This window comes from Chromobacterium sp. HL1, assembly GCF_057418835.1.
Genome location: NZ_CP162399.1, coordinates 1,894,829 through 1,906,318, shown reverse-complemented (window position 1 = coordinate 1,906,318; position 11,490 = coordinate 1,894,829). Strand labels below are relative to the sequence as shown.

At 68.1% G+C, this 11,490-nt stretch carries 11 protein-coding genes; 8 read left to right on the top strand and 3 right to left on the bottom strand.

The genetic code is table 11. The annotated features are described in order from the left end of the window. Window positions 1–59 precede the first annotated feature (59 nt). Window positions 60–398 carry an endonuclease domain-containing protein gene (locus AB1Z25_RS08715; protein ID WP_474456356.1) on the top strand — a complete coding sequence of 113 codons (339 nt, stop codon included), beginning with the start codon at window positions 60–62 and terminating at the stop codon, window positions 396–398. 52 nt (window positions 399–450) lie between these two features. Continuing rightward, complete coding sequence (prpF, locus tag AB1Z25_RS08710; RefSeq protein ID WP_486637041.1) at window positions 451–1,641, top strand: 2-methylaconitate cis-trans isomerase PrpF; 1,191 nt, start codon at window positions 451–453, stop codon at window positions 1,639–1,641. A gap of 7 nt (window positions 1,642–1,648) precedes the next feature. Here the strand turns inward: prpF and AB1Z25_RS08705 are convergent, their stop codons facing one another. Then, the gene (locus AB1Z25_RS08705; RefSeq protein ID WP_486637040.1) at window positions 1,649–3,295 is read right to left on the bottom strand and encodes an acyl-CoA dehydrogenase family protein; all 1,647 of its coding nucleotides are present in this window, start codon (window positions 3,293–3,295) and stop codon (window positions 1,649–1,651) included. Between the two features lie 57 nt (window positions 3,296–3,352). Here AB1Z25_RS08705 and AB1Z25_RS08700 point away from each other — a divergent pair, with 57 nt between their 5' ends. Both AB1Z25_RS08700 and dapA read left to right on the top strand, forming a co-directional pair. Further along, entirely contained in the window at window positions 3,353–3,997 is a 645-nt protein-coding gene (locus AB1Z25_RS08700) for a TetR family transcriptional regulator (RefSeq protein WP_486637039.1), read from the top strand. A gap of 82 nt (window positions 3,998–4,079) precedes the next feature. Further along, entirely contained in the window at window positions 4,080–4,982 is a 903-nt protein-coding gene (dapA, locus tag AB1Z25_RS08695) for a 4-hydroxy-tetrahydrodipicolinate synthase (protein ID WP_486637038.1), read from the top strand. A gap of 76 nt (window positions 4,983–5,058) precedes the next feature. On the opposite strand, the gene AB1Z25_RS08690 is transcribed toward dapA, so the two are convergent. Both AB1Z25_RS08690 and AB1Z25_RS08685 read right to left on the bottom strand, forming a co-directional pair. Further along, on the bottom strand, window positions 5,059–5,559 hold the full coding sequence (locus tag AB1Z25_RS08690; RefSeq protein WP_019099884.1) for a YajQ family cyclic di-GMP-binding protein: 501 nt from the start codon (window positions 5,557–5,559) through the stop codon (window positions 5,059–5,061). A 55-nt stretch (window positions 5,560–5,614) separates the two neighbouring features. Next, a complete protein-coding gene (locus tag AB1Z25_RS08685) occupies window positions 5,615–6,496 on the bottom strand; it encodes a MurR/RpiR family transcriptional regulator (protein ID WP_158274281.1) in 882 nt (293 codons plus the stop codon). Between the two features lie 332 nt (window positions 6,497–6,828). On the opposite strand from AB1Z25_RS08685, the gene AB1Z25_RS08680 reads away from it, so the two are divergent. Genes AB1Z25_RS08680 through AB1Z25_RS08665 form a run of 4 tightly spaced genes read left to right on the top strand, consistent with a single transcriptional unit; the run spans window position 6,829 to window position 11,427 of the window. Then, the gene (locus AB1Z25_RS08680) at window positions 6,829–8,166 is read left to right on the top strand and encodes a glutamine synthetase family protein (protein WP_486637037.1); all 1,338 of its coding nucleotides are present in this window, start codon (window positions 6,829–6,831) and stop codon (window positions 8,164–8,166) included. After that, on the top strand, window positions 8,167–9,552 hold the full coding sequence (locus tag AB1Z25_RS08675) for an aldehyde dehydrogenase family protein (RefSeq protein ID WP_486637036.1): 1,386 nt from the start codon (window positions 8,167–8,169) through the stop codon (window positions 9,550–9,552). A 4-nt stretch (window positions 9,553–9,556) separates the two neighbouring features. Then, window positions 9,557–10,717: an iron-containing alcohol dehydrogenase gene (locus AB1Z25_RS08670; protein ID WP_486637035.1), complete on the top strand. Its 1,161-nt coding sequence runs from the start codon at window positions 9,557–9,559 to the stop codon at window positions 10,715–10,717. Then, window positions 10,717–11,427 carry a gamma-glutamyl-gamma-aminobutyrate hydrolase family protein gene (locus tag AB1Z25_RS08665; RefSeq protein WP_107799420.1) on the top strand — a complete coding sequence of 237 codons (711 nt, stop codon included), beginning with the start codon at window positions 10,717–10,719 and terminating at the stop codon, window positions 11,425–11,427. The genes AB1Z25_RS08670 and AB1Z25_RS08665 overlap by 1 nt, the downstream gene beginning before the upstream one ends. Window positions 11,428–11,490: the final 63 nt, after the last annotated feature.

Below are 11,490 nucleotides of genomic sequence, written 5' to 3'. Positions count from 1 at the left end.
AGCATTAACGACTCAGCAAGCCCCTCTCCCCCTGCGGGAGAGGGGTTGGGGAGAGGGGTATGCGCCAGCTCGATTTCGCCAAGTCCTTACGGCGCAATATGACCGACGCCGAACAGCGACTCTGGAAGCAGCTCCGCGCCCACCGGCTGAACGGCGAGAAATTCCGCCGCCAACAGCCGATCGGCCCCTACATCGTCGATTTCGTCCACTTCGGCTCGCGGCTAATCATAGAGGCGGACGGCGGCCAACATCATGAAAGCCGCGGCGACGCCGCTCGCGACGCTTGGCTGCAGGCGCAGGGCTTCAGAGTCATGCGCTTCTGGAACAACGATATTCTGCACAATCAGGACGCGGTCCTAGAAGCGATCTGGCAAGCGCTAAACGCCCGGACACAATGAACACAGCGGCGTCCCGACAACGGAACCGCCGCAAGCACAGGAAAAACAGCATATGACTCAGTCTGCCCAGATCCGCATCCCCGCCACCTATATGCGCGGCGGCACCAGCAAGGGCGTGTTCTTCCGTTTGCAGGACTTGCCGGAGGCCGCGCGCCGGCCGGGCGCGGCGCGCGACGCGCTGCTGCTGCGCGTGATCGGCAGCCCGGACCCTTACGGCAAGCAGATAGACGGCATGGGCGGGGCCAGCTCCAGCACCAGCAAGACCGTGATCGTGTCCCCCTCCTCGCGCCCGGGCCACGACGTCGATTATCTGTTCGGCCAGGTCGGCATAGACAAAGCCTTCGTCGACTGGAGCGGCAACTGCGGCAATCTGTCCGCCGCGGTCGGCCCCTTCGCCATCGCCGGCGGCCTGATAGATCCGGCGCGCATTCCCGCCAACGGCGTGTGCAGCGTGCGCATCTGGCAGGCCAATATCGGCAAGACCATCATCGCCCATGTGCCCATCACCGCAGGCCAGGTGCAGGAAACCGGGGATTTCGAGCTGGACGGCGTCACCTTCCCCGCCGCCGAGATTGCGCTGGAGTTCTTGGACCCGGCCGATGAAGGCGATGGCGACGGCGGCGCGATGTTCCCCACCGGCCAGTTGGTGGACACGCTGGAAGTGCCCGGCGTCGGCGTCTTCCCGGCCACGCTGATCAACGCCGGCATCCCCACCATCTTCGTCAAGGCCGCCGACATCGGCTACAGCGGCGCCGAGTCGCAGGACGCGATCAACGCCGACCCGGCGGCGCTGGCGCGCTTCGAGGCCATCCGGGCCCACGGCGCGCTGAAGATGGGTTTGATTGAAACGCTGGGAGAAATCGCCAGCCGCCAGCACACGCCCAAAATCGCCTTCGTCGCGCCGCCGGCCGACTACACCGCCTCCAGCGGCAAGCCGGTGCGCGCCGCCGACATCGACCTCCTGGCGCGGGCCATGTCCATGGGCAAACTGCATCACGCGATGATGGGCACCGCCGCGGTGGCCATAGGCACCGCCGCGGCTATTCCCGGCACCCTGGTCAACCTGGCCGCCGGCGGCGGCAAGCGCCGGATGGTGCGCTTCGGCCATCCGTCCGGCACCTTGCGCGTCGGCGCCGAAGCCCGTCAGGAAAACGGCGCCTGGACGGTGACCAAGGCGGTGATGAGCCGCAGCGCGCGGGTGTTGATGGAGGGTTGGGTGCGGGTGCCGGGCGACTCGCTCTGAGTCCGACTCAGATCAGCAAGGCGCGCTGCAGGATAGCCTCGATATCCAGCCGGCTTCCGTTCAGCGCGCCGGCCACCCGCCCCCATTGCCCGTCGTCCAAACGGCTGGCGATAAAACCTTGGGCCGAAGCCGACGGCGCATGGCGCGCCAGCAGGCAGGCTTGCGCCGTCAGCGCCAGCAACTGGGCGAAACGCCGCCCCAAAGGCTCAAGTTCGGCCGGCCTGGCGGCCATCTGGCGCAATTGCGCCAGCGCCGCCGCCAGCGCCGGCTCGCCGCCGGACAGGCCGGCCAAATCCTCCAGCAGCGCCTGCCAGGCTTCGGGCTCGCGCTGCAGCGCGCGGATCAGATCCAGGCACATCACATTGCCGGAGCCCTCCCAGATCGAATTCAGCGGCGCTTCGCGATACAGGCGCGCCATCGGTCCGTCGACATAGCCGTTGCCGCCGAACACTTCCATCGCCTCGCCGCTGAGCTCCACCGCGCGCTTGCACACCCAGAATTTGGCCGCCGGCGTGACGATGCGCTTCCAACCCCGCTGCGCCGGCGCGTCCTCTCGTTCAAAGGCCTCGGACAAGCGCGCCGCCAATTGCAGCGCCGCCTCGCTTTCCAGCGCCAGGTCCGCCAACACCGCGCGCATCAGCGGCTGCTCGGCCAGCCGCTTGCCGAAGGCCATGCGCCGCCGCGCGTAAGCCAGCGCCTGCACCGCGCCCTGGCGCAGCAGCGCGGCGCTGCCGATCACGCAGTTGAGCCGGGTGTAGCCGGCCATTTCGATGATGGTGGGAATGCCGCGGCCCTCCTCGCCGATCAGCACGCCCCAGGCGTCCTGGAACTCCACCTCGCAACCGGCGTTGCTGCGATTACCCACCTTGTCCTTCAGGCGCTGGATCCGCACCGCGTTGCGCTCGCCGTCCGGCCGCCAGCGCGGCAGATAGAAGCAGCACGGCGCGCCGTCGGCGGTCTTGGCCACCACCAGATGGGCGTCGCACATCGGCGCCGACCAGAACCACTTATGGCCGCGCAGCAGGTATTCTCCGCCGCGGCCCCCGGCGCCCAAGGGCGTCGCCTGGGTGGTGTTGGCGCGCACGTCGGAGCCGCCCTGCTTCTCGGTCATGCCCATGCCTATCCAGGCCGACGTCTTGCGTTCCAGCGGCAGATCGCGGCTGTCGTGAACGCGGCTGAACAGCTTGTCGCCCAGCGGCGCCCACAGCGCCGGCTCGCGCCGCAGCAAGGGAATGGCGGCCTGGGTCATCGTCGCCGGGCACAAACTGCCGGCTTCCACCTGGCCATGCAGATAGAGGCCGGCCATCGCCGCGGTCCAGCGGCCCGGCCGCTGACTGTCGAAAGGCAGGCTCACCAGGCCTTGCTCACGATACAGCGCCAAGAACTGGTGCCAGGCCGGGTGGGAATCCACCTGGTCGACGCGACGGCCGCGGCGATCGAAAGCCCGCAACTCCGGCGCATGGCGGTTGGCTTGCTCGGCCAGTTCGAAGCTGTCCGCCCGCCCCAGGCGCTCGCCGTAGGCGCTGAGCCCGGCCTCGGCCCAGCCCGCGTCGGCGCGCCGCAGCGCCTCGCGCAAGGCCGGGTCGCTGTCGTACAGCGAGTAATCCGCCAGTTCTTCGTACTGGTTGCTCACTTCATGGGTTTGCCAGATCATCGTTCCGTCTCCTCGCGCCGCGTTCGCGGCCATGACGAAAGTATAAGGAAAGCGGCGATGCGACATGTTCGGGTTTCCCCCACCGCGGCGCAGCAAGCCGAACAGGCCGCGCCGGCCACGCGCCGGCGTCCGCGCCAGTCGCGTTCGCGCGCCAGCCTGATCGCGCTGCAACAGGCCTTTGTTCAGGTTTTGCTCACGCGCGGCTACGCCAAAACCACGGTGCGCGAGGTGGCCGCCGTCGCCGGCGTGGCGGTCGGCACCTTTTATCAGTACGTGCGCAATATGGACGGCCTGGCCGCGCTGTGCATCCATCAGCATGTGCACGCGCTGGCCGGCGCGCTGCGCCAATGCGCCGCCGCCCGCCGAGGCGCGGATCGTCGCGATATCGCCGCCGCGCTGCTGACCCTGCAACTCGACACGATCCAGCGCCAGGCGCCGGCCTGGAGCGCTCTGTTCCAACTGGAACGACGCGTGTCTTCGCTGGATGCCTACCGCCGCCACTATCAGCAATACGTGGATATCTGGCGCGCCGCATTGGCCGCCGCCGCCGAGCCGCCGCCGCGGCTGGACGCCGCCGCGCGCATGGCTCACTGTCTTTGCTACGGAAGCATTTCGCAGACCTTGCTGACCCAAGGACCGACCGCGGACCTCACGGCCCTGCGCCCGGAATTGGAAGCGGCGCTCAAGGCCTGCCTGGGCTGAAACCGCGGGAAAGGCGTCGCAATAAGGAGTAGAATCGGCCCCAGCCGCCGCCAAGGCGGCCAAGAAGAACAAAGGAAGCAAAATGACAGAACATTGGGGCAAGGTGCTGACCGCCATGGTCACGCCCTTCGACAAAGCCGGCCGGCTGAATCTGGACGCGGCGCGGCAACTGGCCAGACATCTGGCGGCCAACGGCAGCGACGGCCTGGTGGTGGCGGCCACCACCGGCGAGGCGCCGACGCTGAGCGACGAGGAACGCCGCGATCTGGTGCGCGCGGTCAGCGAGGCGGTCACCATCCCTGTGCTGGCCGGCACCGGCAGCAGCCACACCGAACACGCGATCGCGCTGACGCGCGAGGCCGCCGGCCTGGGCGCCGCCGGCGTCTTCGTGGTCGGCCCCTATTACAACCGCCCGCCGCAAGCCGGCATCGAAGCCCATTTCCGCGCGGTGGCCGCGGCCACCCGCCTGCCGCTGATGGTCTACGACGTGCCGGGCCGCACCGGCCGCCGCATCGCCGCCGACGTGCTGCTGCGGCTGTTCCGCGAGGTGGACAATATCGTCGCCTTCAAGGACGCCACCGGCGACCCGGCCGCGGCGGCCGCGCTGCTGGCCGCCGCCGGCGAGCATTTCTCGCTCTACTCCGGCGACGACGCGCTGACCCTGCCCTTGCTGGCGGTGGGCGCGGTGGGCGTGGTCGGCACCTCCACGCACTGGACCGGGCCGGAGTTCGCCCGCATGATCGCCGCCTTCGAACAGGGCGACACGGCGCAGGCGCGGCGCGTCAACGCCGGCTTGCAGGAATCCTTCGCCTTCTCCAACACCGACGCTTCGGTGTTTTCGATGTCGGTGAAAGCCATGCTGCGGGTGCAGGGTCTGCCGGTGGGCCAATGCCGGCTGCCGCTGCCGCCCACCGGCGCCGCCGAGGAGGAACAGGCGCGGCTGGTATGGGAGCGGCTGCAGCTGCGCCGCGCCGCCGCCTGTTAAAGCGGAACGGCAATGAAAAAAGGAGCCTGTCGGCTCCTTTTTTCATTTCGCGCGTGTTCATGTCGCGCGGCGGCGTTCAATCGCGGAAGTTGTTGAACTGCAGCGGGAAGCCGTTTTCCTTGTCGTCGGCGATTTCCTTGCGCATCAGCGCGATGCATTCCTGCAGCACGTCGCGCTTGGCGCCGGACACGCGCACCGCTTCGCCCTGGATGCTGGCCTGCACCTTGAGCTTGGCGTCCTTGATCAGCTTGACGATTTTCTTGGCCAGATCGGATTCCAGGCCTTCCTTCACCGTCAGCACTTTCTTCACCTTGTTGCCGCTGACTTTTTCCAGCTTGCCATACTCCATGCAGCGCACGTCCACGCCACGCTTGGACAGCTTGTTCACCAGAATGTCGTTGACCTGGTCCAGTTGAAACTCGGCGTCGGCGTACAAGGTCAGTTCCTTGTCTCCGGTTTCGATGCGGGCGTCGCTGCCCTTGAAGTCGTAACGGGTGGACACCTCTTTATTGGCTTGCTCCACGGCGTTGCGCACTTCCACCTTGTTCACTTCGGACACGATATCGAAAGACGGCATGAAATATTCCTAATAATGCTTGATGCCGACATTTTAGAGGCTGGCTCCGCCCTTGTCACTCGGCCGCCCGTTGGTTGCCCTCGCCGCCTTCGCCCAAACGCGCCCGCATCGCTTCCACCTCCTTGAGCCGGCCGCTGATGCGGTCCCAATGCCGCGCGTTCAAGGCGGCGATCACCGCGTCCACCAGCATCATCAGCGGCGTGTTGCTGTCCCAGCCGGCCGGACCGGCGGTGTGCGCCGCCAAGGTATAGCGCGCCACGCGCGCCACCGGCGACAGCCACTGGTCGGTGAACAGCAGCACGCTGGCCTTGCGCTGCGCCGCCATTTCCGCGATGCGCAGCGCGTCGTCCCAGTAGCGGCGGATGTCGAAGATCACCAGCACGTCCGGCCGGCCCATGTCCACCAGCGAATCCGCCCAGCTTGCCGGCACCCCGCGCAAATGCACCACGTCCGGCCGCACCACTTTCAGATGGTGGCAAAGATAGGCCGCCAGCGGATCGGTCAGCCGCCCGCCCAGCAGCCAGATCCGGTGCTTGCGCTCGCCCAGCAGGTCCACCGCGCCGTCGAACTCGGCGCGCGGCACCTGGGCCGCGGTCTGGCGCATCAGCTCGGCGATGCGCTCGGCGTGGCTGGCCAGAAAATCATGGTCTCCCTGCAACTGTCCCGGATCATGGCGCATCAGCGGCGATTGCAAACGCAATTCCAGTTCTGCGCGCAGCGCGGACTGGAAGGCGGCGTAATTGTCGAAACCCAGCTTGCCGATCAAGCGCAGCACCGTCGGGCCGCTGACGTCGGCGCGCTGCGCCCATTGCGCGATGGTTTCCAGGCCGGCCACCGGATAGTTGGCCAGCAGCGCCCGTCCCACCTTGCGTTCGGTGGGGGTCAGCGCTTCGAACAGCGCGCGGACTTGCTCCGCGATCGAGCGGCTTTGGCTCATTCTGTTGCCCCTTTGGCGATGCACGACTGCCCTCGTGCCGCGCAGCATAACAGCGCCGGTGTAAAAACGGCATTGTGTCATTGCGCCCACACTGCCGCCCAGATTCTAATATTTATTACAAATTTGGCTTGATTCATTTTTTTTTAACGAATAATACTACCCAAACAACATGGCGGCGACAAAAAAGCAGCCCACAAGGCAGCGATAAATCACCGCCAAAACAGACAGTTGCAAGCCAGACGATGAACGCTCGGCCGGTATCGGGGAAGTCAGACCGCGGCAATCAGGGAGAGACAGCGATGGAAGCACGCGACGTAAAGACAATCGCGGATTTGAAGGTTTTGATCGAAGAACGCCGCCTGAGTCAGATCAAGGTGGGTCTGGTGGACATGGACGGGGTGATGTGCGGCAAATACATGTCGCGCGACAAATTCCTGTGCGCCCTGGAAGGCGGCTTCGGCTTCTGCGACGTGGTGTTCGGCTGGGACGTGGGCGACAAGTTGTACGACAACACCCTGCTCACCGGTTGGGGCCGCGGCTACGGCGACGCCGAGGTGAGGCTGATTCCCGAATCCTGCCGCGACCTGCCGCTGGAAGGCGATATGATCTTCGTCCAGGGCGAGGTGGTGGGCCGGCTGGAAAGCCTCTGTCCGCGCGGCCTGCTGCGCCGGGTGCTGGAGCGCGCGCGCGACATGGGCTTCGACGTGCTGGCCGGCTTCGAATACGAGTTTCTGGCGGTGGACGAAGACAACGACGCGCTGCAGCAGCGGCTGTACCAGCACCCCAAGCCGCTGGGCAGCGGCGCCTTCGGCTACTCCATTCTGCGCAGCTCGGTAAACACCGACTTCTACCGCGCGCTGCTGGACCTGTGCGAGCGGATGCAGATGCCGATCGAAGGCCTGCACGAGGAAACCGGACCCGGCGCGCTGGAAGCCGCGCTGTGCGTGGACAACGCCTTGCGCGCCGCCGACAACGCCGTCTGTTTCAAGACCTTCTCCAAGGTGCTGGCGGAGAAACAGGGCCGCATGCTCTGCTATATGGCCAAGTGGCACCAGGAGCAATCCGGCCAGGGCGGCCACATCCATATCTCGCTGCGCCGCCGCGACGGCGGCGACAGCGCCTTCCACCAGCCGGGCCGCGAACACGCGATCAGCGACGCGATGCGCCACTTCATCGGCGGCATCCAGCGGCTGATGCCGGAATTCATGAGCCTGGCCGCGCCCACGGTCAACAGCTTCCGCCGGCTGGTGCCCGGCTATTGGGCGCCCACCAGCTCGCTATGGGGCGTGGACAACCGCACCGTGGCCATCCGCGCGATTCCCGGCAGCGCCAAATCGCAACGCGTCGAATACCGCCTGCCCGGCGCCGACAGCAACCCCTATCTGGCGCTGGCCAGCGGCCTGGCCGCCGGCCTCTACGGCATCGAACACCGGATCGAGCCGGAAGAACCGGTCAGCGCCAACGGCTATCTGCTGGACGCGCCGCCCCATTTGAAACTTCACCGCACCTTGTGGGAGGCCGCTCAGGCGCTGCGCGGCTCCGCCGCCGCCCGCGACTGGTTCGGCGACGACTTCGTCGATCACTTCGCCGCCACCCGCGAATGGGAAGAACGCGAGTTCCAGCGCCATGTCACCGACTGGGAATTGAAACGCTACTTCGAGATCATCTAAATGAGCGAAAACTACTCCGTCATCACCCCGCTGGACGGTTCCACCCTGCTGCAGCGCGGCTACACCAGCCCGGTCCAGACCCAGGCCGCGCTGGACGCCGCCCGCGCCGCCCAGGCCGGCTGGCGCGCCACGCCGCTGGCCGAACGCAAGGCTTTGATCGGCCGGACGGTGGACTGGCTGATCGCCCACAAGAGCGACTGCGCCGACGCCGTCACCCGCCAGATAGGCCGGCCCATTCGTCAGTCCCCCGGCGAGATCGGCGGCCTGGCCGAGCGCGCGCGCCATATGCTGGACATCGCCGAAGAGGCGCTGGCCGACCTCCACCCCGCGCCCAAGCCCGGCTTCGAGCGCTGGCTGCGCCGCGAACCGCTGGGCACGGTGCTGGTGCTGGCGCCGTGGAACTACCCCTTCCTCACCGCCATCAACACCATCGCGCCGGCGCTGGCCGCCGGCAACTGCGTGCTGCTCAAGCATTCCTCGCAAACCCCGCTGATCGCCGATCTGTTCCGCCAGGCCTGCGCCGCCGCCGGCCTGCCCATCGGCGTGTTCCAGACCCTGGAGCTGGACCATGCCGCCACCTTGAAACTGACGGCCGCGCCGGAGATCGACTTCGTCGCCTTCACCGGCTCGGTCAGCGGCGGCCGCGCGGTGCAAAGGGCGGCCGCCGAGCGCTTCATCGGCGTCGGCCTGGAGTTGGGCGGCAAGGACCCCGCCTATGTGCGCGCCGACGCCGATCTGCCGGCGGCGATAGAAAACCTGGTGGACGGCGCTTTCTTCAATTCCGGCCAGTCCTGCTGCGGCATCGAACGCATCTATGTGCAGCGCCAGCGCTACCGCGACTTCGTCGACGGCTTCGTCGAGCTGACCCGGACCTATCGCTTCGGCCATCCGCTGGACCCGGACACCAATCTGGGGCCCATGGTGCGCGCCGGCGCCGCCGACTTCGTGCGCGGCCAGATCCAGGCGGCGCTGGCCGCCGGCGCACGCGCGCTGATTCCGGCCGGCCATTTCGCCGCCGACGCGCCGGGCAGCGCCTATCTGGCGCCGCAAGTGCTGGTGGACGTGGACCACGCCATGAGCGTGATGCGCGAGGAGAGCTTCGGCCCGGTCATCGGCATCATGGCCGTGGACTCCGACGAGGAGGCGCTGCGGCTGATGAACGACAGCGCCTACGGCCTGACTGCCTCGATCTGGACCGCGGACCGCGACGCCGCCGTCCGCCTGGGCCAGCAACTGGAGACCGGCACCGTGTTCATGAACCGCTGCGACTACCTGGACCCGGCGCTGGCCTGGACCGGGGTCAAGGACACCGGCCGCGGCGTGTCCTTGTCCGTGTTGGGCTATCAGCAGCTGACCCGGGTCAAATCCTTCCATCTCAAGGGGTAAGGCGATGCAACTGCAAGGCAACTGGAATTATCCGACCAGCATCCGCTTCGGCGCCGGCCGCGCCGTGGAGCTGCCGGCGCTGTGCCGCGAACTGGGCATGCGCCGCCCGCTGCTGGTCACCGACCCCGGCCTGGCCAGGCTGCCGATGCTGGCCCGGCTGCGGAGCTTGCTGAGCGACGCCGGCCTGGAGACGGCCTTGTTCAGCGATATGCGCCCCAATCCGGTGGGCCGCGACGTCGACGCCGGGGTCGCCGCCTTCCGCGACGGCCGCCACGACGGGGTGGTCGCCGTCGGCGGCGGCAGCGCGCTGGATGTAGGCAAGGCCATCGCTTTGATGTCCGGACAAAAGCGCCCGCTGTGGGACTTCGAGGACGTGGGCGACAACTGGCTGCGCGTCGATCCCGCCGGCGTCGCGCCCACGCTGGCGGTGCCCACCACCGCCGGCACCGGCTCCGAGGTGGGCCGAGCGTCCCTGATCATCGACGAGGCCGCGCATCGCAAGGTCATCATCTTCCATCCGGCCATGCTGCCCAAGCTGGTGCTGGCGGACCCGGAACTGACCGTCGGCCTGCCGCCGGCGCTGACCGCCGCCACCGGCGTCGACGCGCTGGTGCACAATCTGGAAGCCTTCTGCTCCCCGTTCTACCACCCCATCGCCCAGGGCGTGGCGCTGGAAGGCATGCGGCTGGCGCACGACTGGCTGCCGGCGGCCCACGCCGACGGCGGCAATCTGGAAGCCCGCGCCCAGATGCTGTCCTGTTCCATCATGGGCGCCACCGCCTTCCAGAAAGGCCTGGGCGGCGTGCACGCGCTGGCGCATCCCATCGGCGCGGTGTTCGACACCCACCACGGCCTGGCCAACGCCGTGCTGCTGCCCTATGTGCTGGTGCGCAACCGGCCGGCGATAGCCGAACGGCTGAGCGCCGCCGCCCGCTACCTGGGCCTGGCCGACGCCGGCTTCGACGGTTTCCTGGCCTGGGTGCTGCAATTGCGCGCCGGCCTGGGCATTCCGCACACCCTGGCGGAGATCGGCATCGGCGCGGACGCCGCCGCCGACATCGGCCGCATGGCCAAGGCCGACCCCAGCGACGGCGGCAACCCCTTGCCCCTGTCCGCCGACGACTACCGCGCGATCTTCCTCGCCGCGCAGCAAGGCAGGCTGTGATGAGGCGCCCGCTGATCGGCCTGACCACCTACCCGGCCACGCCCGAGCACGGCTACCACACGCCGCTGGAATACGTGGCGGCGGTGGTGCGCGCCGGCGGCGCGCCGGTGCAATTGCCGGCGCTGGGCCCGGAGATGGTGGACGGCTGGCTGGACAAGCTGGACGGCGTGGTGCTGATCGGCGGCGGCGACATCGATCCGGCCCGCTTCGACCGCGACGGCCACCCGACCATTTACAACCTCAGCCCGGAGCGCGACGCCACCGAAATCGCGCTGGCGCGCGCGCTGCTGCAACGCAAGCTGCCGACGCTGGCGATCTGCCGCGGCCTGCAAATCCTCAACACCGTGCTGGGCGGCAGCCTGCACCTGCACCTGCCGGACGTGGTGGGCGAGGCAGTGCCCCATCGCGCGCCGCCGCGCGTGCCGACGCCGCACCCGGTGCGCGTCGCCGCCGATTCCTGCCTGGCGGGCCTGATCGGCACCGAAGTCCTCACCCAGTCCTGGCACCACCAGGCGATAGACCGCCCCGGCCACGGCGTGGTGCCGGTGGCCTGGGCGCCGGACGGCGTGATCGAGGCGATAGAAATCGCCGACTTTCCCCAGTTGATCGCGGTGCAATGGCACCCCGAGCTCTCCGCCGAGCGCGACAGCGGCCAGCAAAGGCTGTTCGACGCGCTGGTCACCATGAGCGGAACGCCGCCGCCCGGCTGAGCGCCGCCGCGCCTCGCTTCTGAAATAGACACGAAGCCCGGATCACCGGGCCAGGGCCCGGCC

Bases quoted from the DNA above. Each gene is read 5' to 3' on its own strand.
- AB1Z25_RS08715 (WP_474456356.1), top strand. From the start codon at position 60: ATGCGCCAGCTCGATTTCGCCAAGTCCTTACGGCGCAATATGACCGAC.
- prpF (WP_486637041.1), top strand. From the start codon at position 451: ATGACTCAGTCTGCCCAGATCCGCATCCCCGCCACCTATATGCGCGGC.
- AB1Z25_RS08705 (WP_486637040.1), bottom strand. From the start codon at position 3,295: ATGATCTGGCAAACCCATGAAGTGAGCAACCAGTACGAAGAACTGGCG.
- AB1Z25_RS08700 (WP_486637039.1), top strand. From the start codon at position 3,353: ATGCGACATGTTCGGGTTTCCCCCACCGCGGCGCAGCAAGCCGAACAG.
- dapA (WP_486637038.1), top strand. From the start codon at position 4,080: ATGACAGAACATTGGGGCAAGGTGCTGACCGCCATGGTCACGCCCTTC.
- AB1Z25_RS08690 (WP_019099884.1), bottom strand. From the start codon at position 5,559: ATGCCGTCTTTCGATATCGTGTCCGAAGTGAACAAGGTGGAAGTGCGC.
- AB1Z25_RS08685 (WP_158274281.1), bottom strand. From the start codon at position 6,496: ATGAGCCAAAGCCGCTCGATCGCGGAGCAAGTCCGCGCGCTGTTCGAA.
- AB1Z25_RS08675 (WP_486637036.1), top strand. From the start codon at position 8,167: ATGAGCGAAAACTACTCCGTCATCACCCCGCTGGACGGTTCCACCCTG.
- AB1Z25_RS08670 (WP_486637035.1), top strand. From the start codon at position 9,557: ATGCAACTGCAAGGCAACTGGAATTATCCGACCAGCATCCGCTTCGGC.
- AB1Z25_RS08665 (WP_107799420.1), top strand. From the start codon at position 10,717: ATGAGGCGCCCGCTGATCGGCCTGACCACCTACCCGGCCACGCCCGAG.